Source organism: Bifidobacterium sp. B4142, assembly GCF_026537325.1.
Taxonomy (GTDB): Bacteria; Actinomycetota; Actinomycetes; order Actinomycetales; family Bifidobacteriaceae; genus Bombiscardovia.
Genome location: NZ_JAFNMJ010000005.1, coordinates 94,638 through 119,372 on the forward strand (window position 1 = coordinate 94,638; position 24,735 = coordinate 119,372).

General features: G+C 57.6%; 17 protein-coding genes and 2 tRNA genes. 6 read left to right on the plus strand and 13 right to left on the minus strand.

Annotated elements, in window-relative coordinates:
• Positions 1-41: 41 nt before the first annotated feature.
• The 3 genes from J3U06_RS07940 to J3U06_RS07950 are packed head-to-tail and all read right to left on the minus strand — an operon-like array spanning position 42 to position 3,178.
• Positions 42-902 carry a carbohydrate ABC transporter permease gene (locus J3U06_RS07940; protein ID WP_267444846.1) on the minus strand — a complete coding sequence of 287 codons (861 nt, stop codon included), beginning with the start codon at positions 900-902 and terminating at the stop codon, positions 42-44.
• A 1-nt stretch (position 903) separates the two neighbouring features.
• The gene (locus tag J3U06_RS07945; protein WP_267444847.1) at positions 904-1,890 is read right to left on the minus strand and encodes a carbohydrate ABC transporter permease; all 987 of its coding nucleotides are present in this window, start codon (positions 1,888-1,890) and stop codon (positions 904-906) included.
• Positions 1,891-1,915: 25 nt separating this feature from the next.
• Positions 1,916-3,178 (minus strand): ABC transporter substrate-binding protein, encoded by a 1,263-nt coding sequence (locus J3U06_RS07950; protein WP_220236608.1) that lies wholly within the window; start codon positions 3,176-3,178, stop codon positions 1,916-1,918.
• A gap of 325 nt (positions 3,179-3,503) precedes the next feature.
• Here J3U06_RS07950 and J3U06_RS07955 point away from each other — a divergent pair, with 325 nt between their 5' ends.
• Positions 3,504-4,517 (plus strand): LacI family DNA-binding transcriptional regulator, encoded by a 1,014-nt coding sequence (locus tag J3U06_RS07955; RefSeq protein ID WP_267444848.1) that lies wholly within the window; start codon positions 3,504-3,506, stop codon positions 4,515-4,517.
• A gap of 148 nt (positions 4,518-4,665) precedes the next feature.
• On the opposite strand, the gene J3U06_RS07960 is transcribed toward J3U06_RS07955, so the two are convergent.
• Entirely contained in the window at positions 4,666-6,417 is a 1,752-nt protein-coding gene (locus J3U06_RS07960; RefSeq protein WP_267444849.1) for an FAD-dependent oxidoreductase, read from the minus strand.
• A 121-nt stretch (positions 6,418-6,538) separates the two neighbouring features.
• Complete coding sequence (locus J3U06_RS07965) at positions 6,539-7,102, minus strand: peroxiredoxin (RefSeq protein ID WP_015021096.1); 564 nt, start codon at positions 7,100-7,102, stop codon at positions 6,539-6,541.
• 157 nt (positions 7,103-7,259) lie between these two features.
• Between J3U06_RS07965 and J3U06_RS07970 the strand changes: the two genes are divergently transcribed.
• The 3 genes from J3U06_RS07970 (at position 7,260) to J3U06_RS07980 (ending at position 11,040) form a co-directional block, all read left to right on the plus strand.
• A complete protein-coding gene (locus J3U06_RS07970) occupies positions 7,260-8,645 on the plus strand; it encodes a hemolysin family protein (protein ID WP_267401035.1) in 1,386 nt (461 codons plus the stop codon).
• A gap of 232 nt (positions 8,646-8,877) precedes the next feature.
• Entirely contained in the window at positions 8,878-9,357 is a 480-nt protein-coding gene (locus J3U06_RS07975) for a Dps family protein (RefSeq protein WP_220236604.1), read from the plus strand.
• A gap of 423 nt (positions 9,358-9,780) precedes the next feature.
• Positions 9,781-11,040 (plus strand): Na+/H+ antiporter NhaA, encoded by a 1,260-nt coding sequence (locus J3U06_RS07980; protein WP_267401040.1) that lies wholly within the window; start codon positions 9,781-9,783, stop codon positions 11,038-11,040.
• A gap of 110 nt (positions 11,041-11,150) precedes the next feature.
• Here the strand turns inward: J3U06_RS07980 and J3U06_RS07985 are convergent, their stop codons facing one another.
• Together J3U06_RS07985 and J3U06_RS07990 are read right to left on the minus strand one after the other, a co-directional pair.
• Positions 11,151-11,918, minus strand: coding sequence for an SDR family oxidoreductase (locus tag J3U06_RS07985; RefSeq protein ID WP_267401042.1), 768 nt, complete (start codon positions 11,916-11,918; stop codon positions 11,151-11,153).
• Positions 11,919-12,396: 478 nt separating this feature from the next.
• Positions 12,397-13,005, minus strand: a complete 609-nt coding sequence (locus tag J3U06_RS07990; protein ID WP_267401044.1) for a M48 family metallopeptidase — start codon at positions 13,003-13,005, stop codon at positions 12,397-12,399.
• Positions 13,006-13,109: 104 nt separating this feature from the next.
• Between J3U06_RS07990 and J3U06_RS07995 the strand changes: the two genes are divergently transcribed.
• Positions 13,110-13,183: transfer RNA gene (locus J3U06_RS07995), tRNA-Ile, on the plus strand.
• Positions 13,184-13,221: 38 nt separating this feature from the next.
• Positions 13,222-13,294: transfer RNA gene (locus J3U06_RS08000), tRNA-Ala, on the plus strand.
• Between the two features lie 582 nt (positions 13,295-13,876).
• On the opposite strand, the gene J3U06_RS08005 is transcribed toward J3U06_RS08000, so the two are convergent.
• From J3U06_RS08005 to J3U06_RS08030, 6 genes are all read right to left on the minus strand, one after another.
• On the minus strand, positions 13,877-14,704 hold the full coding sequence (locus tag J3U06_RS08005; protein ID WP_267444850.1) for an Abi family protein: 828 nt from the start codon (positions 14,702-14,704) through the stop codon (positions 13,877-13,879).
• A gap of 621 nt (positions 14,705-15,325) precedes the next feature.
• The gene (gene nhaC, locus J3U06_RS08010) at positions 15,326-16,807 is read right to left on the minus strand and encodes a Na+/H+ antiporter NhaC (protein ID WP_267444851.1); all 1,482 of its coding nucleotides are present in this window, start codon (positions 16,805-16,807) and stop codon (positions 15,326-15,328) included.
• On the minus strand, positions 16,804-17,988 hold the full coding sequence (locus tag J3U06_RS08015; RefSeq protein ID WP_267444852.1) for a MalY/PatB family protein: 1,185 nt from the start codon (positions 17,986-17,988) through the stop codon (positions 16,804-16,806). Before J3U06_RS08015 ends, nhaC begins: the two co-directional genes overlap by 4 nt.
• A 100-nt stretch (positions 17,989-18,088) precedes the next feature.
• Complete coding sequence (locus tag J3U06_RS08020) at positions 18,089-18,913, minus strand: helix-turn-helix transcriptional regulator (RefSeq protein ID WP_267444853.1); 825 nt, start codon at positions 18,911-18,913, stop codon at positions 18,089-18,091.
• Positions 18,914-21,182: 2,269 nt separating this feature from the next.
• Positions 21,183-22,937 (minus strand): amino acid ABC transporter ATP-binding/permease protein, encoded by a 1,755-nt coding sequence (locus J3U06_RS08025; RefSeq protein WP_267444854.1) that lies wholly within the window; start codon positions 22,935-22,937, stop codon positions 21,183-21,185.
• 4 nt (positions 22,938-22,941) lie between these two features.
• Positions 22,942-24,726: an ATP-binding cassette domain-containing protein gene (locus J3U06_RS08030; RefSeq protein WP_267444855.1), complete on the minus strand. Its 1,785-nt coding sequence runs from the start codon at positions 24,724-24,726 to the stop codon at positions 22,942-22,944.
• Positions 24,727-24,735 lie beyond the last annotated feature (9 nt).

Sequence of the window (24,735 nt, forward strand, 5' to 3'; positions counted from 1 at the left end):
CCGCCCGCTCAACTGCAGTTGGGCGGCTCCTGACTAAAAGACTACTTGACTGCTCCGGCCACCATCCCTGCAATGAAGTACTTCTGCAGGAACATATAGGCGACCACCATGGGGGCTGCCGCAATCAGGGATGCCGCTGCGGCGACGCCCAGATTGTTGGTATTGGCCGAGAAGAAGGAGGCCACACGAGGGGCAATGGTCTGGGCCGAGGGATCGGTCAGGATGTAGCTGGACAGGGCGTAGTCGTTCCATACTGTCGAGCCGGTCATGATGACCACGGTCGCCGTCACCGGCTTGAGCATGGGCAGGACCAGGCGCATGAAGACTTGGAGCCGGTTGGCCCCGTCCAGCTCGCCGGCCTCATCAATCGCCGGGGGTATGGCCTTGATGAAGGCCGTGTAGAGGAAGACCGACAGAGGCAGGTTGGTGGCCGTCAGCACCACGATGATGCCCCAGTAGTTGTTCACCCCGCCGATCCTGACCAGGAAGGAGTAGAGGGGGACCAGAATGCTCAGCGGCGGAATCATCATCATGGAGAGGATGAAGGCCGATACCAGCTTGTTGAATCGGGTCAGGCGACGAGCCAGGGGGTAGGCCGCAGCTGCTCCCAGGATGCAGACCAGGGCCGTCGCCCCAACAGTCACCACCACGCTGTTGAGAACGGATTTGAGGATGCCGCCCTCGTTGACGGCCTCGGACCAGTTGGACCATGCCAGGTCGTGGATGCGCATGCTCAGGGCCGAGCTCAGATCGTCCGAAGGCTTGAGCGAGGTGGTGATCGCCAGGTAGAAGGGCAGGAGCTGGCAGAGGCAGACGATGACCAGAAAGAGGTAGATGGCCCAACGCCCACGCTGGTATGACCGCTCGGCAGGGGTCATCGCATTCTTGTTCTTGCTAGCCATGTCAGGCCTCCCAATCCAGCTTGGCCAGCCCCTTGTCGACCAGCCAGGTCACGATGGCAATCAGGACAAAGAGGAAGACTCCGATAGCCGAGGCATACCCGGCCGCCTGGTTGTCGAAGTAGATCGTGCCGATATAGGTCGAGATGGAGTTGGTGGCATACCCGGGGCCGCCGCCTGTCAGCACCTTGACCATGTCGTAGAGCTTCAACCCTCCGATCAGGTTCAGAACCACGCTGGTCGTGAAGGCGGGCGACAGGAGCGGCAGGGTGATGTTCCAGAACTTCTTCCAGCCGGATGCCCCATCGACCTCGGCGGCCTCGACCACCTCCTGGTCCATGGTCTGCAGACCGGCCAGGTAGATGATCATGGAGACGCCGACGAACTGGATGGAATTCACCAGCACGATGATGCAGACCGAGAACCCCGCATTGTTGAACCAGGCCACCTTGTGCAGACCCAGCGCCGTCATGACGGCGTTCAGGGCGCCCTGCTGGTACTGGAAGACGAAGTAGTACATGATGCCCATGATGACCGGGGCCACCAGAGCGGGCAGGTAGATGATGGCCCTGATCAGGGTGCGCCCCTTGATCCTGGCGTTCAGCAGCAGTGCCAGAGCCAGGCCCAGGATCTGCTGGAGCACTGTGCTGCCAATGCCGTAGATGAAGGTGTTGATGACCACCTGCTTGAAGTTGGCGTCAGTCAGCATCTGCTTGTAGTTGGCCAGCCCCACGAAGGACTTGGCCTCGTTGTACCCGTCCCAGTTGGTCAGGGAAAGTCCGATCCCCGACAAGAGCGGATAGATGATGAAGATCACCAGGAGGATGACGGCAGGAAGATAGAAGAGATTGATCGAGGCACCCTTGAAACGGCGACGACGCAGGGCGGGACCCCTGACGTGGTCAACGGATGCATCCCTGCTATCCCCATGTAACGGTGATCCGGATTGGGTGTCCTGCGAAGGAATCGCCCCTGAGCGGCTATCTGTCATGACTCGGCTCCTCTTGGCTCACTGCTCAGGAAGACTTCTGGCCATACAGGCTGTTGAAGGAGGTCTTGACCTGATCGGCAGCGGCCTGTGCAGTCAGCTGACCGGTCAGCAGACCATCGGTCGACTTGGCCAGAGTGTTGTACATGCCGTTGGGCAGGTACTTGCGGTCGAAGAAGGGGACTAACTTGGTCTTCTTCTTGTTGACCCAGTAGTCGTATGTCGGCTCAAACTGCCCCAGCGCGGACTTGACGCCGGTCAGGGCCGAATCGTTCATGCTCACGTCTACCAGCTTCTGCAGGTTTTCAGGCTCGGCCATGAAGTCGATGAACTTCAATGCCGCGTCCTTGTTTTTGCTGGTCTTGGAGACGCCGAAGGTCAGGGTGTCCTCGCCTGTAGAGAAGTAGGGTCTGCCGACTTCTGCAGGAACCGGCATCATGCCCAGCTTGACCTTGGGATTGTAGGACTGGATCAGCTGGGAGCTGCCGTTGGCGCGGAAGGAGAAGCCGACCTTGTCCTGGGCCATCAGCCTGGATATGTCATCCTGGGAGGCGGAAGTGTAATCCACATTGAACCAGCCGTCCTTGGCCCACTTGGCCACCCTGGAGGTGTACTTCTCGTAGACTGCGGTATCGAACTTGCCGGCAGAAAGGTCCTTGAGCTGGCTGTCGTCGTACATGCCCGGAAGCATGTAGTCGGCGATGTCGCCATTGGGACCCGCATCCTTGTTGGAGGAGATGAGCGGGGTGTACCCGGCGGCCTTGAGCTTGGTGCAGGCCTGCTCAAAGGCGTCCCAGGTGTCGATGGACTTGGGATCGATGCCGACCGCATCCAGAACCGTTTGGTTGTACATGATGCCAGACACTTGAATATCAGCAGGAAGGGCGTAGAATCTGCCGTCCTTGGTCTTGAAGACATCGTTGCCTATCGGCTTGAGCCGCTTGGCCCAGGGCCTGTTCTGCAGAGGCTCAAGAAAGTTGCCGTACCGGTCGCGCGACCAGCCGTGGGTGTTCCATATGTCCGGAGGGTTGTGGCCCGCTAGACGAACCTTGATGTCGTTCTCGTTGTTGTTGGTGCCAGGAACCATCTTGATGGCGATGTCTGGATTCTTTGCCTCGAACTTCTTGCCCAGGCCCTGAAGAGCCTTGAGCTGGGGGGTCCCCGTCGACTGCATGGTCATGAATTCCACGGTCTTCTTGCCCCCGGAGGAGGAAGAGCCGCAGGCAGCCAATGAGGTTATTGCCATAGCGCAGCAGATGCCGACCGCCGCCACCGTCTTGATCTTGTTCATCAACCACTCCTTCGTAGGTTGCTTCTTCGCCGAACACGTTCCGAGAGAACCTGAACTCATTCGTGATTCTTAATATACACGAGTAGATTCGTCTGTCAAATATCTGACGCTGGTTGCCCGAACAGTTGCTTTTGAGGAAAAACGCACCCGCAACGGCTGGTTTTTTGGTGCTATTTACCTTGATTTTTCAGCCTTAGCAAGACATGTGCAGACAGATCAATAATGGTGCTCAACCGGGTTTGACGGCAATATCAATTCGAGTAGATTCCCTATTCCGGGTAGCATAAATTGAGACTGGCGAATAGGCAGATGGGAACGAACTCTGATGGCTGCAAACAACAAGGATCACCGACAACGCAAAAGGGCCACGCGCACGGATGTGGCCAAGCTGGCTAATGTCTCCACAGCCGTGGTCAGCTACGTATTCAACAATGGGCCCAGGGCTGTGGCTCCGAACACATCCAAGCGGGTGCGCGAGGCGGCGAAGCTGCTGAACTACCACCCCAACCCCACGGCGCGCGCCCTGCGCACCGGCTATTCCAAGATGCTGGGGGTCATTGTGCCGGATTCTTCCAACCCATTCAGCGCCGGCATCTACGACGAGCTGCAGACGGTGGCCATGCGGCGGGGATACTCGGTTCTCTTCATGAACGTGCGCAGCGACCCCGAATTGGAGGAGCAGGCCATCAGACAGCTGCTGGAGCGCAACGTCGATGCCATTTTCCTCTCATCCTCACGCAGCTACGCACAGCTGAGCATGGCTCATCTCGAGGAGAGTCGCTTCGTCTTCATGGACCAGCCCAACCGGGTGAGCAATGCCAAGAGCGTGTCGACCGATTTCTTCCACTCTGGCCTGACCGCCACCCAACACCTGATCAAGCACCGGCACTGCAGCGTCGACATGCTCTTCGGCGGCTCCCCCGACGACCGGGGCGACGCCCGCATCCAGGGCTGGTATGCGGCCCATCAGAACGCCAACCTTCCCGCCGGCAGGATTCGCCAGGCCTTCTTCACACGCGAGGGCGGCTACCGCGCCACCTTGGACCTGATTGACAGCGGCAGACCACCCCAGGCCATCTTCGCCGGATCGGACCTGGAGGCCATGGGTGCTTTGCGAGCCCTGCATGAACGCGGGCTGCGCATTCCCGAGGATGTAGCCATCGTCTCCTTTGACGGCACCATCGACTCCCTCTACACCTGGCCTCAGCTGACCACCATGCAGCAGGACACTGCGAAAATTGCCGCCTGCGCCATCAATGCGGCCTTGGAGCCGGACCAGGTCCCCGACGTGCAGATCATCAAGGCGGATCTAGCCATCCGTCACTCCTGTGGCTGCTGATACGACAAACTATCCAAACCATGGATAATATCCAGAGCTTTTCATCAATACAGACCTGCAACATATACCAAAAAGACGCTGGCATCATCACCGCAAAGGCAATAGACGCCAGCGCCTTCTCAGACTCTGTTCAGGCTCAGACGCAGGGTCAGGCCCCAATCAGATCCAGCATTTCAGGTACGGACTTCTTGCCGAACTCCACGGTCTCCTGTCCGTCCTTGCGGATCACAATGCAGGGGACGCTCATGACCTGGTATTGATCCTTCAGCTCAGGGAAGCGGGCCAGGTCGTAAGCCTCGGCGCGCACCTTGCCGTTCTGGGCCGCCACCCGCTGGGCGGACAGGACCGTAGTCGGGCACATGGTGCAGGTCAGGGAGACCAGCATCATCACGTCCACCCGGTCCTTGATGGCATCGATCCGGTCCGAGGTGGGCTGATCAACCTGCTGCCCGGGGCCCGCCGCATTGTAGAGGGCCAGGACGAAGGAGTTGAACTCGTGGCCGCTGGGCACGCCATGGAAGGCCAATCCGGTCGGCTGGGAGACGCCCTGGTCGTCCAGCCGGCAGATGCGCACGCTGGGACGTGCATCAGGCAGGTCGCTGGAGGGATCGTAGTCCTTGCTGTCCTCGTCCGTGCGGGAGTCGACCCTGACGGTCAGCTTGCCGTCGGAGAGCCCGACCAGCTCATCCACGAAGGCCTCCAGCTCCTTGGAGACCTGGCTGCCGTCCAGATCCAGGGCCAGCTCCAGCTTTCCGGTCATCTTGCCGAAGACCATGCCCAGCTGTTTGCGGATGTCCGGCCCGAAGAAGCCGGAGGTCTTGGCCAGGGCCTGGCCGTCCTCCTGGGCCACAGGCGCGGGCGAGGTGCCCGAGGCCAGGGCGGAGTTCTCGGCCTGCCGCTCGGAACGGGCGTAGGGGGAGTCCTCGGGCCGCGGCGGCACCAGGCCGGTCTTGTCCGACATGTTGGAGGCGTAGCGCTCCAGCTCCACGGCGGCCACAGCCCCATCGGAGGCGGCGGTGATGACCTGCCGCAGGTTCTTGACCCGCAGATCCCCGGCGGCGTAGATGCCTGGCACCGAGGTCTCCAGGTAGTCGTGGGTCAGCACGTACCCGTGGTCATCCAGATCCACCACGCCCTTGAGCATGCCGGTCTGGGGCACGTAGCCAGCGAAGACGAAGACGCCAAAGGTGCCGCCATCCTGGGGCTTCCAAGTGGTGGTCTGCCCGCTCTTGCGGTCCAGGATAGCGGCCTCGACCAGCCCGCCGGGGCCAGCGGAGACTCCCTTGAGCTCGGTGGAGTAATGAATCTCGATCTTGTCGTTCTTCCGGGCCTCGTCAGCCACGGCAGCATCGCAGGTGAAGTCCTCCTCGCGCACCAGCAGGGTCACCTTGGTGGCGTACTTGGTCAGGAAGACCGACTCCTCAGCGGCTGCGAACCCGCCGCCGACCACCAGGACCTCGCGCCCGGTGAAGAACTCGCCATCGCAGGTGGCGCAGTAGGCCACACCGCGGCCCGCATACTCCTGCTCGCCCTGGAAGCCTATCTTGCGGGGGCTGGCGCCGGTGGCGATCAGGATGCCGAAGGTGCGCAGGTCGCCCCGAGAGGTGTGGACCACCTTGATGTCGCCCTGGGCCTCGATACCTGTGGCCTCGGCGCTCATGAACTCGGCTCCAAAGTTCTGGGCCTGCTGGCGCATGGTATCGGTCAGCCTGCGGCCATCAGTGCTGGCCACGCCCGGGTAGTTGACCACGTCGGCCGTGATGGTGATCTGGCCGCCAAAGTCGTCCTTCTCCAGGATCAGGGTGCGATACCGCGCCCGGGCCAGATAGAGGCCTGCGCTCAGGCCTGCAGGACCACCGCCGATGACGACCACGTCATAGAGATTCTTGTCTTCCGTCATGAATGCCTCTTCCGAAGGAATGCACGGATGTGCTGGTGTTGGATACTGGTCGTGAATACAGAAAAGGGAACCCGCCCTGGTCGCTTCCGATCGGCGAGTTCCCGATATTGGCAGCTGCAGATCAGAGCTGACCGACCAGATCCAGGCTGGGCTCAATGGTGTCCTCGCCGGGCTCCCACTTGGCAGGGCAGACCTGATCGCCGTGCTCGTAGACGAACTGGGAGGCCTGAACGCGGCGCAGCAGCTCGTCGGCGTTGCGGCCCACGTTGGAGGAGATGACCTCGTAGGCCACGACCTTGCCTTCAGGGGTCAGAATGAAGTCGCCGCGCTCGGCCTTGCCCTCAGCCTCATTGTAGGTCTGCAGGTCCTTGGCCAGGGTTGCGGTCGGATCGGCCAGCATGGGGTACTGGACCTTGGCGATCTTCTCGTTGGCCTCGTGCCAGGCCTTGTGGACGAACTCAGTGTCACAGGAGACGGAGTAGATCTCGCAGCCGATCTTCTTGAAGTCCTCGTACTTGCTGGCCAGATCCTCCAGTTCGGTGGGGCAGACGAAGCTGAAGTCCGCAGGGTAGAAGAAGAGCAGGGACCAGTGTCCCAGCAGATCCTTCTTGGAGACCGGGAAGGTCTTGTTATCCTGGTAGGCCTGCGTGGTGAACTCAGTCAATTCGTGCTGAAGCTGTGACATGGGAAAATCCTTTCGGGAGCGTTGGGAACGTCGGCCTGAAGCCGAACCTGTCTCCGTATTTCATGCTAGTCAGGAAGCACTGCATGGGGAAGACAGAGGTTCGCCGCTGGGGTGTGACATAGGGCACATGGGGCGTCCATACCCTAGCATTGAGGTTATGGCATTATGGCTGAACATCCTGCTCATTCTCTTCTTCCTCCTGATCGGATCCGTCTTCTCGGGGACCGAGCTGGCGCTGGTCTCCCTGCGCGGATCGCAACTGGAACAGATGGAGCAGCAGGACGCACGCGGCGCCCGGGTGGCCCGCATCGCCCGCGACCCCAATACCTTTCTTTCCGCTGTGCAGATCGGCGTGACACTGACAGGCTTTCTCTCGGCCTCCTTCGGCGCATCATCCATCGCCCCCTACGTAGTGCCCGTCCTGACCGGGTGGGGAGTGCACGAGAGCCTGGCCGGCACCCTGACCACAGTGATCCTGACCCTGATCATCTCCTACTGCTCCATAGTCATCTCCGAGCTGGTGCCCAAGCGGATCGCCATGCAGCGCACCGAGGCCATCGCCAGGGCCGTCGTCCCGGCCATCGACGTCTTCACCACCCTGTGCAGGCCGTTGATCTGGCTGATCGGCAAAAACACCAACCTCATCGTGCGCATCCTGGGCTTCGACCCCCAGCAGACCGACACCGAGGTCAGCGATGACGAGCTGCGGATGCTGGTCTCCTCCAACACCAACCTGAGCAAGGACGAGCGGATGATCCTGGGCGACGTCTTCGATGCCTCCGAGACCAGCGTGGCCGAGGTCATGCGCCCCCGGGCCGACGTGGTCTTCATCGCCGGAGACATGCCACTGCAGGAGGCGGTCGAATTCGTGCACGACGAGCCCTACTCGCGCTACCCGGTGACCGGACGCGACTTCGACGACGTGCTGGGCTTCGTCCACGTGCGCGACCTGATGGACGTGCGCAATCCCCAGGCCAAGACCGTGGCCGACGTAACCAGGCCCGGCATCGCCCTGCCCGGCACCTCCAAGCTCCTGCCCAGCCTGGAGAAGCTGCGCAAGAAAGGCATCCACCTGGCTGTGGTCATCGACGAGTACGGGGGCACCGACGGCATCGTCACCCTGGAGGACATGACCGAGGAGCTGGTAGGCGACATCCGCGACGAGTACGACCTGCCTGAGGAACAGAACCCGGCCCATCCCCAGGCAACCGCCTTCGTCAACGGCGTGGCCACGGTTGACGGCGGCATGACGATCGAGGACTTCGCGGACCTGACCGGAATCGAGCTGGAGGACGGACCCTACGAGACCCTGGCCGGCTACTTCCTGGCCCAGACCGGGCGGATGGGGCAGGTGGGCGACGTGGTCCACTCCGACGACGGATATGACATGGTGGTGACCAAGGTGGACGGGCGGCGCATCGAGACCATTGAGGTCAGGCGCCGGCGGGAGGCTGAGGGCCAGGCTGGCGATAATGACGAAGCCGGAGAAGACGAAGCGGATGAAGACAAGTCGAATCCCGAAGCAGGAGCAGGCCGGGAATAACCAGAGCGGTTCTAATCTGACTGAGATTGATTTGACCGAGGCTGGCCGTCAGCCTACGAGCATCCACGCTAGTCAAGGAAAAATGACTGTCAGCGTAGCCGATGGTCCGTGAATGATTTCACTAGTTGATTCCCGCAAAATCCAAGCGTTTCCTTGCCTTTTCCTCTAGTCTGGAGATACAAGGTCGGGGCTGACCCGACCGCAGGCATAATTTCATATTTAAGGAGCGATTATGGCATTGAACTTTACCGTACCGGGACTCGACGAAGCGACCAGCGAGAAGGTCATCTCCATCCTGCAGAGCCGTCTGAGCCAGGAACAGGAGACTGCCCTGATTCTCAAGCACGCCCATTGGAACATGAAGGGCAAGGAATTCATCGGCATCCACGAGATGATGGATCCCGAGGTCGATTCGGTGCTGAACATGGCCGACGAAACCGCAGAGCGCATCGCCACCTTGGGCGGCTCCCCCGCCGGACGGCCCGACGACATCATGAAGAACCGCGACTGGGATGGCATCACCATGACCGGCCGCCAGGATGCCCTGGACTACCTGAAGGCCCTGGACACCTACTACACCACCTTCATCAAGCGCGACCGCGAGGCCATTGAGAAGCTGGACGACCTGGACATCGTCAGCTCCAACATCCTGCAGGACCACGTGCAGGAGCTGGAGCACTTCCAGTGGTTCATGCGCAGCCATCTGTTCTGAGTTACTGAGTTACTCGATTTCTGAGCTCTGAGAGCTCATCGCCGCCTCCGATAGGCGGTATGCCAGCGGCCCTGCATCGTAAAAGGTGCAGGGCCGCTGGCATAACTCTTTGGACAAGATAGAATTGACATTTGGGAGACGGCCGGGCGCCGCCTCATGCCGGGAAGACTGGTCGGCCACGGAAGACCGAACCCTATCCGCCCGACCAGGAGCATCATGCCGCCCACGCCCACATTCCCAACATCTCAAATCAATCCACGTCGTCAGGACCCCGAACCATCAGACCCCCGACTTTCGAATTCTCAGCAGAATTCCAAGCCATCGAATGCCCAACCATCAAATCCACAGCGTGGGCAGGGCGGATCTGACAGGGACCAGCACAACAGACATCATCGTTCAAATTGTTTCGCAACCCTATCATCCTTGGCTGAAAACGATCGGATCACCGGGCCATTCATGATGGTCTGCGCAGTAGCCGGACTGATCCTGGCCAATCTGCCGAAGGCCGGGCCAGGCCTGAATGCGCTTGCCGCCTGGGTACCTCTGGATCTGCCGAGCGGGCTGAACCTGTCCTTGAAGGACTGGATACAGGACGGGCTGCTGACCATATTCTTCCTGACCATGGGTCTTGACCTGCGCCAGGAAGCTGCCACGGGCACTCTGCGCGACCACAGGCAGGTCCTACTGCCCATGCTGGCCGCTCTAGGCGGTGTGGCCGTTCCGATCCTGATCTACTGCCTGCTCAACCTGGGCTCCCCCGCTGGTTTGCGTGGCTGGGCTGTCCCAACGGCCACCGATGTGGCCTTCTCCCTGGCGGCGCTGCAACTGCTTCTGCCCAAGGCCGGGCCCGCCCTGCAGGCCTTTTTGATGACCCTGGCCATCTTCGACGATCTGATTGGCGTCCTGCTGATAGCCCTGGGCTACTCCAGTTTGGGACAACAGAGCTGGCTGCTTGTCTGCCTAGCCGGCCTTGTGGTCTGGGCCCTGCTGGTCCGAGCGGTGAGCCGTTCCTCCCAACTCTGGAGACCGTTGATGCTGCTGTTCCTGTTGGGCGCCTTAGCGGGCGGACTTCTGGCCTGGTACGGCCTCTTCAAGGCTGGAATCCACCCAGTGTTGGCGGGAGTGGCGATGGGCCTATTGACCCCTGTGGCCAGGTCACGCGAGGCTGAACCATCCGGAGCAGAATCTACCGGGGCCAATCCAGCTGAGACCAAGACAATAGGAATTGAGCAGAGTTACTCCCGGGCACCATCGCCTGCCGAACAGTTGGATCGCCTGCTGACGCCTTTGAGCGCCCTGGTTGTCCTGCCCGTGTTTGCTTTCTTCTCGCTATCCATCTCCCTAGATCAGCTGGGGCCCGGACTGCTGACTGACCGCGTCTTTTGGGGCACCACGCTGGGACTGGCCTTGGGCAAACCCTTAGGAATCATGACCGTGGTGATCCTAGCAGGTCATTTGGGGCTACGGCGGCCTGCTGGCTCCACGACCGGGAACATGATCGGCCTCTGCCAGCTCTGTGGAATCGGCTTCACCATGTCTTTCTTGATCGCCAACCTGGCGTTCGCCGGATCCCCGCGCCTGAAGCCAGCACTGCTGGGCGTGCTGGCGGGATCGGTCCTGTCCGTGCTCATCGTGGCCGTCGGCACTATCCCCGGTCGACTGCGTTCCGCTAGGCACACATAGGCTTAGCTGCCAAGACTCAACCTCTGCCAGACCCGGTTCCTGCCAGAATCAACCTGTCAAACTGGGTTTTTGGCAGAATCAGTTTTGCCAGAATCGGTCCCTTACCAGGCTCAGCTGCGACGGTAAAGCTTGGTGTATGAGCCCTCGGCACGAGGACGAACCACAATCTGGTCGATGTCCACAGTGTCGGGCTGCTCCAAGGCCCAGGTGACGCATCCTGCGATGTCGTCGGCGGTCAGCGGGTCGGGCACACCGGCGTAGACCGCGTCAGCCCGGTCGCTATCACCGCCGAACCGCTTCAGGGAGAACTCATCGGTGTGGACCAGACCAGGGGCGATATCGACCACGCGCACTGGCTCGCCAATCAGTTCCAGCCGCAGAATGCGGGCCATGACCCGTTCCGCCGCCTTGGAAGCACAGTATCCACCGCCGCCCTCGTAGGGCTCGATGCCTGCCGTCGAGGAGATGACGAGAACCGTGCCCTCCGACTCTTTCAGGGCCGGGAGCAGCTTCTGGATGACCCGCAGGGTGCCGATGACGTTCAGCTCGTACATGCCGCGCCAATCGTCCAGGCTGGAGGTAGCCACCGGGTCCTTGCCAAATGCCGCACCGGCACAGTTGACCAGAGCCTTGACCGGTCCACCCTTGAGTACAGCATCGACGGCCACCTGAGTGGAGTCCTCGTCGGTCACATCGCATACCTCATAGGTGAAGTTCTGACCCAGCTGGTCGGCGAGGGCCTTGAGATTGTCCTCGCGCCGAGCCAGTCCGACCACCTTCCAGCCTTTGTCCACCAAGGCTCGCACACTGGCCTGACCGATGCCGCTCGAAGCGCCGGTCACCACAGCACGCTTGATTGTCTTCTTGGATTCCGTCATCTCATCTGCTCCTTCATGATCGATTGCCCCGGATCGGCTCCACACTCGCCTCCGGGCCGCAGGGAGCCTGCCTAGCTGCTGCAGGATCGCCCCTCTTCCTCAACGCTAGCGCACCAGCATGGGCTGCGGCAGTCTCCTGTCGGCTTTGGAGGACAAATGTGGCGCATTAAACCAGCCTCGGGTAGAGTCAGCACGAATCAAATGCAGATCAGCTGAGTCAGAACAGCTCACAGTCAGTTCGGTCTGAATCAGACCGCATAGGCAGGTTAGATCTGCACAGACAGAACGCATCAAAAACCAATCCGACTTCGCTCCAAAAGACACAGCAGAGGTTCGGACGCGAAATCATCAGCACGTATGATGCCACAGATTCGTAATTTACAAGCTCACATTGCACAAATTCTGAAATCACGTGGAGCTGATGGCTCCGGAATTCATGGCTCTCGAAGTCATATCTTCATATGTCTAGCTTCTGTAGTCACAAAGCCAAATAGCGGTTGAGTCGACGACGGCGCTCAGTCCAGTCGGGCATATAGCGATCCATCCGCGCGCGGAAGCCGGGGCCGTGACCGTGCTCGTAGAGGTGAGTCAGCTCGTGAACCAACACATACTCCAACAGATCGGAATCCAGCCAAGCCAGGTCGGTGTTGAGCCGGATACTGGCAGTGGCGGGGGTGCAGGAGCCCCAGCGCGTTTTCATCTTCCGCAGACTGATGCGCTCGGGCCGACGACCCACTACGGGGACCCACCGATCAAGCAGAGTCGGCAGCCTCTCTTGGAGAATTCTCTTGGCTTCGTCCTCGGATCGTCCTGGCTGTAGCTGACCATCGGCTCCGGATTGGGCGTAGACATCGCGTGAGTGGGCCAGACGTTCTCTAGTGGTTGCAATCCAGCGGTGCTTGCCGTCGATAAAGGCACGAATCTGGTCGTCGCCCAGCTTTAGAGGCGCCGTCACTTCCAGATGGCCGTCAGGCGGCTTGACCCGCAGATAGACGTTGGCGATCCGCTTCCTGATAACCAGAACAGTCTCACCACCGACCTCCAGCTGCTCCGACCGGACTGGTTCCGCACGCCGTTTCCGCCTCATGACCCCCATTCTTCCGCCAAGACGCGACGCGACGCCGCCGAGATTGACTTGAGGGGACACTATGGTAAGCTAACCATTTGTGTGATTCTTCGGTCACACGGCATGGGCCTGTAGCTCAGCTGGTTAGAGCGCATCCCTGATAAGGATGAGGTCGGAGGTTCAAGTCCTCCCAGGCCCACGCATTTCTTGTGTGGTTGAAGTTCTTTTCACATTCACGGGGCTATGGCGCAGCTGGTAGCGCATCTGCTTTGCAAGCAGAGGGTCGCCGGTTCGAATCCGGCTAGCTCCACAGATAGTATTTCCGAGGCTTTCGAGGCTTTTTTACATCATCTTTGGCAAATATCGACTATCCAACTACGACTACTACAGCGTGGATAACACTGATCCAGTGGGGTGGACACTCTAGCAGCTGAAGCTCATACAACCGAATGTATGACCACACCCCGCCGAATCATTCTATGTAAAGAGAACTTTCAACAATACTGCAAGCAGGAACAGAGAAATCAATTATAAAAGCCTGCAATCACTATTGAGTTACACAGTCGGTTTCAACACTGATGAAGAAGGAAATGGTCAGAACTCTTGCTCTCCGATAAAATGACCACCTTAAACCGGTGACTGAGCAGGATTCACTTAACTGAAAAAGGCTGAGGGATAAAATGCAATCTTCCGCTTTGATGCGGCTGGTCACTTTCAGCTTTAATGTATTCCGAGAACGCTCGCGAAATACGAATAATGCATGCAAGAGTATTCCTTAAGTGGATGCACTCCGAATTCCCCTGATAATACTGCTCGTAATTCTTGCATATTCTTTGTTCTAGATCTGACATCAATTTTGCTGCTATGCGTCGTATGGGCATACTGTTACAGACTATAAGAAACATGCACAAGAAACTTGAATAGTCATAGACAAGTTGCGACTTCTTAATCGTACTCGGAATAGGCGCCGGGGGGGGGGGGTATCCATTTGGAATAAATCGCACAAACATCCATCAACAAACTCAGTCTGAGGCACATGGCCATGCTTGTTTGTCCTATCCACATCCAACAGTAACGGGGCACTATGCGATACCGCATTTCGCAACCTACGGAAGTTGCCAAAAAATTTTGTAGCATTGTCTCTCAGATGCAATGACTCCAGATACTTCATATATGAATCAATCAAATCACCCAGATTGAAGCATTCCCATAAGTTCCATATTTCTGGGTCAGGGAAATATTTGCGAACCATAGCATCTGAATAAGGAGAATATTTAAGCTTAATTCCTGTCTTGCCAGGCCTGCCATCGTGCTGATTTCGATAGCCAGTCTTTTCATCAAATACAAAGCGATCATATGGATCAACCAGCTTTGCAATTCGTCTGCCGTCAAGCTCAGAATTTGACATCAATAAATTATTGAATCGCACTTTCAAATCATGTTCCGCGTTTGCTACCAAATATTCCAGTGCCATCCTGAGTTCATAGTCAATGACCGCCAAATCTTTGAGTACAGCGAAATCGAGATTCTTGTACTTCCCGTCTTCGTGCTTGTTGAAATTAGAAGCATATCGCTTAATCCAAAATAGGTAGGTGTTCGCAGATAGATATGCTTTAGCGGATTCCTCATTACAGATATCGAATACGATGCCGTCGTTTTGCAAATTAGCAATTTGAAAATCGAGGCTTTTAGCCAGACACATGCGCTTTGAACTGTCCACATTGGCCCCCGCAGCTAAACTAATGGGGCATCCGCTTCGAAAAGCGCTGCCCCATTAGTGAAGAGCTGGCCAATGTGACCAACTCCCTTTTGACTTTGTACCTACAATGCTAATTACATATAAGCATCTGTCAATTTATTTCGCGCGTGTTGAAAATATGGTTTTGACGCAAACAAAGGATAGATTTTTCTGTTTTTTCAAGGACTTATCAGGTGCTGCTGAGTATGTTTTCTGAAGTTATGAATACCGAGCAAATTTCATAATATTTAAAACTGATCTGTTGTCGATTCAACATAACAGCGCCAACAAAGTGCTCGATCTAAAGATAAAATTACTAAACATTTGATCTTTGCTGTTCACTGAGATCAGACTAGTTATATAAGTGCTGCTTTCATAGTCAAACTTACTGATTCTGCACTCGAGAGAAACATAGAAACCTGCATTAACGCCATTAAGTTCAGCGCTGGTCGTTGAAGCCAGGACGACTAATTTGCTGCTTTCCGAACAATGAAAAGAGACCGAACCCATGCAGATCCATATTCGTTTTCCGACTGACAAGAAAAGCGCCACAACAGGTACTGCCCAGTGGTGGCGCTAATTAGCCATAACAGAGAAAAGGCTCTACGCTTCCTTCTCCTTATCCAGCTCAGCGAGCATGGCCTTCTGCTCATCCGGCGTTAGCTTCCTGATGCCAATTCCTGTGTATCCCCAGATGGTGGCAAAGATCACGCCGGTCCAGCAGAGAGTTGCCCAAGGCATATAGGAGAGCGTGGGCACCCCCAACGTGGCCGCCATGTAGGCGCCAGCAGCTGTCCAAGGCAGGATCGGCTCGAATATGGTGCCGGAGTCCTCTATGCTTCGCCCGAGATTGCAAGGATGCAGACCTCGACGAATGTAGGCAGGCCTCAACAGCTCGCCAGGCAGCAGGAGGGAGACCTGCCCGTTGCAGGTGGTGGATATGGTCAGGATGCCGGTCAGCAGGGTGACGACAATCAACGAGCCAGTGCTCTTGCTGATCTTAAGCAGAGACTCCACTATCTTGTTCAAAGCCCCGGAGGCCGAAAGCACTCCTGCGAAGGAGAGGGCGCAGAACGCAATTAGAAGGGTGCTCATCATGCTCTCCATGCCACCCCGATTCAGCAGACTGGTGATGTCCTTGGCTGCGGGACCCAGGTTGAAGCCCTTGGGGAGCATAGAGGTGTCGAATCCGTTGACAATGGCGTTGAACGCGTTGGTGACGGAAAAGCGCTGGATGACGACAGCGTTGAACATGGCCACCGCCGACGAGAGCAGCATGACTGGAATAGTCGGCTTCTTCCACGCCGACCCGATCAGGATGATCAGGAGTGGTATAAGCAGCATGGGCACGTTCCAGGTGAAAGCCTGCGAAAGCGTGTTGTTCATCTCGGCGACTTTGTCAAAGCCACGGCCGCCTGTGGACTGGACTCCACGGCCCGCCACAAACATGACTATCGATGCCACCAGCAAGGAGGGGAAGGTGGTCCACAACAGGTGCTTCATATGCGTGAACACATTCACATGGGTGATGGCCGCAGCCAGGTTGGTGTCTCCGGACAGAGGGGAAAGCTTGTCTCCGAAATAGGCGCCACTGACCACTGCACCAGCGACGATGGCGGGATTGATGCCATCCATGCCCAGCGCCACTCCCATGAAGGCCACGCCAATGGTACCTGCGGAACCCCAGGAGGTTCCCGTGCAGACCGAAGTGATGACCGTGACCAGCAGAGCCGTCAGATAGAGGTACTTGGGCGATACGATCTTGAGGCCGAAGTAAACCATCATGGGAATGGTTCCGCCGATCATCCAGGATCCGATAAGCATGCCCACCACTATCAGAATCAGCATGGCAGGCATGATCCCGGCGATCTTCTCGGCTATGGTGTTGAGCATCTCATCGTATCCGTGGCCAAGCATGTAGGCGATGATCGCTGCCACCACGGCAGCCATGATAAGCATCGGTTCAGCGGGAAGTTCCAGCCAGATAGCCCCAACCCCCATAAACACCGCCATGGCGATAATTGGAGTCAGTGCCAAGAGCAGGGTGGGGGAACGCTGCTCTCTTTGTTTCCTTTCCTTCGTCATTGCAGGGTCACCTTTCTCGTGGAAGTACCAAGCGCCCGATGCATGCGCGACAGTGCCTCGGTCAGAATCGGCGTAGTTGTTGCCAGGTTGATACGCACAAAACCGCTGCCGCCCAGACCGAAGTCAGTCCCCGGATCCAGCTTCAGACCCTGGTCAGTCAGCCGCTTTTCGATCTCCTCATCCTGAAGTCCCAGCCCTCTCATATCTATCCAGGCCAGATAGGTGCCTTCAGGTTCGATCAGCTTCACGCCATCCATTCCGGCAACGCAGTCGCGCAAAAGATTGGTGTGCTTCTCGAGCTCAGCAAGAAGCTCGTCCAACCAGTCTGCGCAATGGTCATATCCTGCCTGAGTAGCAACTTGTGCAAAATAGCGGGGATTATGGCAGCCGGCATCATCGATGGCCTTTTCCACCTTGTGCCGCAGATCAGCATCAGGAACGACGATGTTGGCAGTTTCCAACCCAGCGATGTTGAAGGTTTTCCCCGGGGAAGTAAAGGAGATGCCTCCAGCTGCCTCGGGCGAAGAGGTCAGATAAGGCTGGAATCGATATCCTGAATGGATCAGATCAGCATGGAACTCATCTGAGATGACCAGAACATCATGCTTGGCGGCAGCCTTGGCAACCTTAGCCAGTTCGTCACGGGTCCATACACGACCGGTGGGGTTATGCGGGTTGGTGATTACCATCGCATTGGCCTTGTCAAGCAGGTCTTCAAGCGCATCAAAATCGAACCGGTATTTTCCCTGGCCGTCTATCTTCAGCATCCATGGAAGGACCTTGCACCCTGCGGCCTTGATCGCCGTTGGGGTGGGCGAATATGCAGGATAGGGAACGATCACCGAGCTGACGGGCGGCAGAGCCTCCCTGAGTATGGCCGGCAAGGATTCTACCATTCTTCCTACCGGCACCAGACTGGCGGGTCTGATCTGCCAGCCGTGGCGCCTTTTGAACCAGTCGCACACTGACTGTCTATACGAGGGGTCCAGGTAAGTGTAGCAGAAATCACCCACCTGAGCACGCTCGACCACAGCCTGGACCAACGGGTCCGGGGCTTTGAAATCCATATCTGCCACCGACAGGGATATGGCATCGTCACCGCAGTTGCGATGTGCATCATCCCAACGGATGCTATGTATTCTTCCCAGATCCTGGGTTGAAACGGGATGTAGAAGACCCATGATTACGTCTGTTCCCTTCTTTACAACTATGCCGGATACCTTGCCTTCATTAGCAATGCAATCCTCTGAGGCCACCATGGCCTCGGTACCACTCCCCCGCTTATTGCTTTTTCTTATCTTTAACGGAGGTCGTCTCGTCTATTTCTTTGAGATAGTTGTAGACGGTGAACCGTGAAATCTGCAAACGGTCGGCTAAGGTCTCGGCCGCGTCTCGCAGGAAGAAAAAGCCCTGTTCTTTGGCTTGTCGTATCACCTCCTTTTTATGGCTTTTCGTCATCAGCTCGACCGGTACACCCTGGCTGGCAACAGCACGGTCAAGCACGATATTTGCCAAGTCGCCAAGGTTGTGGACGAAGGCTTCACCCGCGGAGCTGGCTTCGGCCGATTCTGTTCCCTGATCTATCTGCCCTGTCTCAGATCCGGCTTTCTCGGCGCCACGCTGTTGGTTCTGATCCAAGTCTTCATCAAGTTCAGCTTCCGACTTTGGTTCAGAGCTTGCGTCTACACTGCCGTAGAGCATTTGCTGGCATATTTTCAGAAGCCCCGACCAGATCTCGACACTGCTGTTGATGCACAATGCAGAGACCGGATTCCCTCGGCTATCTTTGACGGCGATAGTGGCACAACGAATCCGACGCCCGTCAGGCAGAACAGAGCTGTAGTTGACCATGGTGCGAACCCTACCCTCAGCCATCTGCTTGAGCAGCACATCGGTCGCCGGATCACCGACCTTGCGACCGGTCAAGCCTCCTGCGATGGCGACAATGGTGGTGGGCACCTGTGAAAGGTCATGCACCACAACCTCGCAATCCGCCATAAGCGATGCCAGCGGCTCCACCAGCTGGGCCAAGGATTGGATTATCAGGGCACGCTCTACGCTGTCCTGCGCCTTAAGGTCGCGTGCCGATTGTGCATCGTTGCTCATACATCATCTCTTTCATGAAGTAGCTAAAGATAGTATAACCATTTAATAAACATTTTGTTGAGCGTTTCTATTAATTGTTTATTTTTTTCTGTCGCTCTTCCGAATTCACGATCTTCATAGGGGATATTCATCCGTTCAAATCGTTGAAAATCCGGCTGTTTAACCACGAAACACATAATGTTGAACGCAAGGCTGCAGACATCCATAATCTGCAGATATGGAATTAAAGTAGCCAGCTAGACCCTTGACAGGGGCTTCAAGATATCGAAAAGGCTACGCCCTAGCGGGAATCGTGTTTGCCCAAGTAAGTTGCTTGAAACCGTATCTTTGACGACTAACAACTGCCAGACTGACCAGATGGGCTGGCATCCGCTTATTAATTAGTAAAGCAAATCAGTAAAGCGATAACCTTGCTGATGGACTTAATTACCTCAACTCTGCCGAAAGAAATCCTCCACTTTTCAACTCTCTTAAGACGGCTAGGCTCCATGAACCACGCTTGCGCAGGAACCTTATCGAGATATCGCCACCCCGAGTGAGAGCTGACACCTGTTTTACTGAATCACTTTTCTCCGAACTGACTTCAATTGAACTTGCCATGTGCGAAAGACAGCAGATGGTTAACTCGGGCACAGACCGAGGAACGAGGGAGACGATTAGACAAGTGCGGCCACCCCTCTGTTCAATCAGCATGGTTTGAACTCCTCTCCAAAGTGAGCATCCATTCGCCAGGTCTAAGAGAAAAATCCAAACCTTTTAGAACAGCGACTTGGCCGCCGTGTTTACCCGGATCATTCCTGCCCGCGTCTGAGAAGGAAACCGTCCTGGACTCCTCTCCTATAAATTCCGTTAGCGAATTGTCGAAGTTTAGCTCAACCTCGCTCGCAGGTGGCCCCTTATCTAAAAGCGATTTGGCCCACACCTTCCATAGTGTCGGGCTGTGCCCCCACGCCACCGCTAGATTGGTTTATCCACAGCACTGACCCAACCCGCAGTGCGGAGCAGACTGGACACTATGGCAGAAAAGCAGGAAAATCAGCCAAGAATCGACTGGGCATGTGGCCAAAACGCCGGGGACCACGCTCATCATCGAAAACGGAAGCACCTGGCAAGTGGGTATTCGACATGAGCCTTCCCAGAACGCGCATATGCAGCGGACCTTAATAAGACTGGTCTGTTGCACAACCAGTGTTGTATTTAATTGCCTGGTAAGAGCCAGGCAGGAATGGCTGGACCTTTCGCGTTCACGGAAGAGAGCAGCCCACCCTGTTGGACGGGCTGCCTGGACATCACCGCTTCCTGTGCCACACGTCATACAGGACTGCACACGCCATCATGACCAGACACATCAGCCAAGCAGCGTACGAATCCATCCTGCCCGCGAGCGCTGGGACACCCACGAGAGCAGCAGCCATGAAGTACGATCCGCGACCGTCCTTGTTTGGATTACCATTAGGCATCCAAACCACCTCGGTATATTGATAGAACAGCCAACCCGGATGAGCTGGCGGCCGCCATCTCCGCATCACCGGCATGGCGACTATCTGATTTTATCCCATGATGAACTTCTTCGGTCGTCGACGGCGATATGATGGGGTTTGTCGGGAGACGGCAGCATCACCCGGTAGATATAAGAGGTAAGGATAAATTCTTTTAGCATCTGCTGGTGCCGTACCCGATTGGGCCGTTTGGGGTCCATTGATAGAACGAAGGCCGATAGCTATTGCGCTGTCGGCCTTTTCCTATACAGATAGGCTATCTTCGGATGACCCTGCTCAGCTAATATCTTTACCTGGCGGTCAGTCCAAAAAAGATGGCCACAACTCCAACAACTAATCGGCGATGTTACCCATCCATTCGAGGTGTGTAATGGAGACGATGGCAATCTTCTACTCTATGAGGAAAGCCACTGTCAGCTATGAAGATATGAACCCTGAGGCGGCTCTTCCGGTTATGGCATACACAACAAATTGAGCAGTTCCCCTTCTGGCATCTAGTAACTTTTGCGACTCGCTGGCATCATCTTTTAAAGAGTTATCGCATTCTAGCGTTCCTATGCAGTCTACAGACAGACTGTCGGTTGACCACTGTTACATACGTTTGGCATAGCATATAGACCTATCCCGCTAGATTTCCTAACTCGATACAGCTAAAAGTCAGCAAATTATAACGAAATCATGTGTTGCCATACCTCTCAATCAGCTATTCACCTGACAAGGCTAGAGATTCTTCAGAAGCAATAGCAGCAGAACACGAACTTCTCTCATCTCTATCCTACCGCGCACGACATGGCATCTTTCTCCTCAACTAGTTTGCCGTCTCGCAGCGTCAGCAACCGGTCAACCCTGGCAAGGACCGAGGGACGATGAGAGACGATCAGACAGGTACGGTCGCCCTTCCGCTCGATCAGCCTGGTCAAGACCCGGCCCTCGAGGAGAGCATCCATATTGCTGGTGGGCTCATCCAGAAGCATGAATGGCGCCGAGCTCAAAAAGGCGCGAGCCAGAGCCACCCTTTGCCGCTGTCCATCGGACAGGTCCGAGCCGTTGTCAGCAAGCAGATGATCCAAGCCGTCAGGCAGCTGGTCGATCAGATCATCCAGGCAGGCATCATGAGCTGCCTTCTCAATATCTTCTCTGCTGGCATCGGGCCGGGCCAGAGCGATGTTATCCGCCAAAGTAAGGCTAAATATATAGGTATCTTGACTCACCAAAGCCTGCTGGGCACGCAGGTCGACAGTGTGAATCGTCTCGATAGGCAGACCGGAAACCGTCAGATCCCCACCACTGCGCTCCTGGAACCGCATCAGCAGATCGATCAAGGTAGACTTGCCAGCTCCGTTGGCGCCTTGGATGCCGATCAGCTCGCCAGGCTTGATGGAAAGATCCAGACCGTCCAAAACCGAGATTCGGCCACCATGTTCACCTGAGTCAGTCTTGCCCGTGTCAGTCTTGCCAGCGTAGGAGAAGGAGACGGCCTTGGCCTCCTCTCCAGTGAACTCCGCCAGGGGATCCCCATGACCGGATTCCACCTCACGTACAGGCGGCTCCTTATCCAGAAGCGAGAAGACCCGTCGAGCCGCGGCCAAGGTGGGCTGCAGGCCGGCGCCTAGCCGGGCCACAGGTATCAAGGGAGCGAAGGAAGAGAGGAAGCCGACCAGTCCGATCATTCCCCGTGCAGGATTCACCAACCCTGCCGAACCTAGGTGGCAGGCCATCAATGTGAAGACTCCAGCGCAGATCAGAGTGACCACGTTGGTGACCAGATCGTTGGCAATAGTCCGCCCAGAGGTACGGCCCCGCGCATCCAACATCTGGCCCGTAGCGGCTCCCACCCGGCGACGGGTATTCCCCAGAGCGCCCAACCCCGCCAGCTCTGTGCGGCCCTGCAGAGTCTCCAGAAGAAGGGAATGCAAATTGGCTTGGGCCGTCCGCTCCTGCATGGCTACCTTGAAGGTGGGTCTTGCGCTCAGGATGGGGATGAGCAGACCGACGATGAGGTAGGAGATCACGGCGGCCAGGCCCATCCAGGGCGAGAGCCAGGTGAGCAGGGCCAGGTTGGCCAAGGAAGTCACCAGAGCGATGGCGATGGGTGAAAGGGTGTGGGCGTAGAAAATCTCCAGCAACTCGATGTCATTGGTGATCACCGTCACCATGTCTCCGCGCGCCTGGTCGCGCAGACCGGCCGGGGCCAGGGACCGCATCTTGTCGAAGACCGTCGTGCGGATGTCGCGGAGCATGCTGAAGGCCATCTCATGGTTGCAGTACTGCTCCCCATAGGCCATGACCCCCCGGCTGAGGGCGGTCAGGACCGCCACCAAGGCCCAGAGGACCCACTGGCCATTCAGCGGCGGCCAGTCAGCAACCAGGCCGATCAGGGCCGCAGCGGCTGCCATCATGCTCCAGACCGCAAAGAGGTGGCCCAGGCTGCCGCAGAGGATGGCCTTGCCCTCCGTGCCGGCCAGAGGCTTCATCAGCCGGGCCATGCGGCGCATCATCACCAGGTTGCCGGTCGTCTGCTGCATGCTGTCACTCCCCGTCCTCATACTGGGCCTGCTCCTTCCACTGGGCCGCAAATCCGCCCCCGGCATCCATCAGCTCACGGAAACCGCCGCTCTCCGCCAGACGGCCCCCCTGCAAGAAAAGGATGCAATCGGCATTGCGGACCCCGGCCAGGCGGTGGGTGATGGTCAGGACCAGGGACTCCTTGCCCAGCGCGTCCATCAGAGCAGCCAAGGTAACGTCATGCTCGCGGTCAACGGCGCTGGTGGCCTCATCGAAGATGTAAACAGAGGAACGCCGCAGGAGCCCGCGTGCAATGGACAGCCGCTGGCGCTGCCCTCCGGAGAGGTTGCCTCCCTCAGGGTCGATGGGAGCGTCCAGCCCGCCCTTGCCTTGGACAAGACCGGTCAGACCGACCTTGTCCAACGCGTCCAGCAGCTCACCATCCGAGTAGCCCAGTCCGGCCGGATCGAGATTCGACCTGACGGTTCCGGTGAAGAGGTGGTCGGTTCCCCGAACCACGGTCTGCAGGCCAACCAGGTCCTCACGTGACAGATCGCTGATTTTGCGTCTTCCAATAGACAGTTCTCCGGTATACCTCTGAAGGCGCCCGGACAGCAGGCCCGCCAGGGTGCTCTTGCCGGAGCCCGAAGCGCCGACCAGGCCCACATGCCCCTTGGCCGGGAGATCGAAGTTCAGATTGGTCAGAGCCTGGAAGCCGTCAGGATAGGTGTAGGTCAGATTGCGAGCGCGGATGCCCAGCGCACCGGCAGATCCCGATGCAGGCCCTGGGACAGCGTCCGAGGCGTATTGCGGAGGCGCCGACTCCCTGTCACCCCCCTGCCGTGCCTGGAGAATGTTGTCGATGGCCTTGCCCTGCTTAATGGCGACCATGCCGGAATGCATCATGTAGACCAGCTGCCGCTCGGGCGCAAAGAGCCGAACCCCGGCCAGGGCGACGACCAGGCAGGATAGCACTCGAGAGGACCCGCCTTGCCCAATCAGGACTGTGGCTGCAACCGCCAGAATGAGGCTGGCGTAGATGACCGCGTCAGCCTTGATCAGCGAGCGCAGCTGCCCGCCCAGGACCCCCATGGTTATCCGGCGGAACCCCTCGGACTCCTCGGCCAGATCATCAGCCTGCCGCTGGTCCGCTCCAAAGATCTTCAACGTGCTGAGCCCCCTCAGGGCATGCTCGAAGTGGACGCCGACCTTGTCGTACTTGCGCAGCTGGCCCAGCTGCACTTTGATGTTCTCGCCCATGGTCGGCTTGGAGGCCAGGGGCAGGGCCACCATGCCGATCACGACGATCCCCGCAGCCAGCGGGCTGACGGGCAGGAGGACGGCCAGAGCCACGACCAACATCAAGGCAGTCTGGACCAGGGCCGGAATGTAGGCCGTAAAGTAGGAGACGACCGACTTGACCCCCTCGGTCGAAAGCCTGGCCAGGGTTTGCGCCGGAACGTCCAGGTCGTTCTCCTGCCCATTGGGGTCGAACACGGATAGGTACAGGGCCTGGGAGAGCGCCTTGCCCATCCCATCGGCCAGACTAGCGCTGACGGATCTGGCGACCGCCTGAGTCAGGAACCGAACCAGAATCAGCCCGCCTATCAAGACGGCCAGAGGCCTAGGCCGACCGGGCACCCAAGCAAGGGTATGGGGAACAGCCAGTCCAAGGGAACGGCCCACGGCCGTGATGGCCACCGACAGGAGGAGGACCTCCACCAGCGCGCCGAGCGTCTGCAGGAGAGCCAGCAGAAGGCTGGCACCCATCCTGGCTCCTGGCAGATGGAGTAGTCGCTTGCTGATCATGCCTGTCCT

Excerpts from the sequence above, each read along its gene's own strand:
- J3U06_RS07940 (WP_267444846.1), bottom strand. The coding sequence starts at position 902 with ATGGCTAGCAAGAACAAGAATGCGATGACCCCTGCCGAGCGGTCATAC.
- J3U06_RS07945 (WP_267444847.1), bottom strand. The coding sequence starts at position 1,890 with ATGACAGATAGCCGCTCAGGGGCGATTCCTTCGCAGGACACCCAATCC.
- J3U06_RS07950 (WP_220236608.1), bottom strand. The coding sequence starts at position 3,178 with ATGAACAAGATCAAGACGGTGGCGGCGGTCGGCATCTGCTGCGCTATG.
- J3U06_RS07955 (WP_267444848.1), top strand. The coding sequence starts at position 3,504 with ATGGCTGCAAACAACAAGGATCACCGACAACGCAAAAGGGCCACGCGC.
- J3U06_RS07960 (WP_267444849.1), bottom strand. The coding sequence starts at position 6,417 with ATGACGGAAGACAAGAATCTCTATGACGTGGTCGTCATCGGCGGTGGT.
- J3U06_RS07965 (WP_015021096.1), bottom strand. The coding sequence starts at position 7,102 with ATGTCACAGCTTCAGCACGAATTGACTGAGTTCACCACGCAGGCCTAC.
- J3U06_RS07970 (WP_267401035.1), top strand. The coding sequence starts at position 7,260 with ATGGCATTATGGCTGAACATCCTGCTCATTCTCTTCTTCCTCCTGATC.
- J3U06_RS07975 (WP_220236604.1), top strand. The coding sequence starts at position 8,878 with ATGGCATTGAACTTTACCGTACCGGGACTCGACGAAGCGACCAGCGAG.
- J3U06_RS07985 (WP_267401042.1), bottom strand. The coding sequence starts at position 11,918 with ATGACGGAATCCAAGAAGACAATCAAGCGTGCTGTGGTGACCGGCGCT.
- J3U06_RS07990 (WP_267401044.1), bottom strand. The coding sequence starts at position 13,005 with ATGAGGCGGAAACGGCGTGCGGAACCAGTCCGGTCGGAGCAGCTGGAG.
- nhaC (WP_267444851.1), bottom strand. The coding sequence starts at position 16,807 with ATGACGAAGGAAAGGAAACAAAGAGAGCAGCGTTCCCCCACCCTGCTC.
- J3U06_RS08015 (WP_267444852.1), bottom strand. The coding sequence starts at position 17,988 with ATGGGTCTTCTACATCCCGTTTCAACCCAGGATCTGGGAAGAATACAT.
- J3U06_RS08020 (WP_267444853.1), bottom strand. The coding sequence starts at position 18,913 with ATGAGCAACGATGCACAATCGGCACGCGACCTTAAGGCGCAGGACAGC.
- J3U06_RS08025 (WP_267444854.1), bottom strand. The coding sequence starts at position 22,937 with ATGCAGCAGACGACCGGCAACCTGGTGATGATGCGCCGCATGGCCCGG.
- J3U06_RS08030 (WP_267444855.1), bottom strand. The coding sequence starts at position 24,726 with ATGATCAGCAAGCGACTACTCCATCTGCCAGGAGCCAGGATGGGTGCC.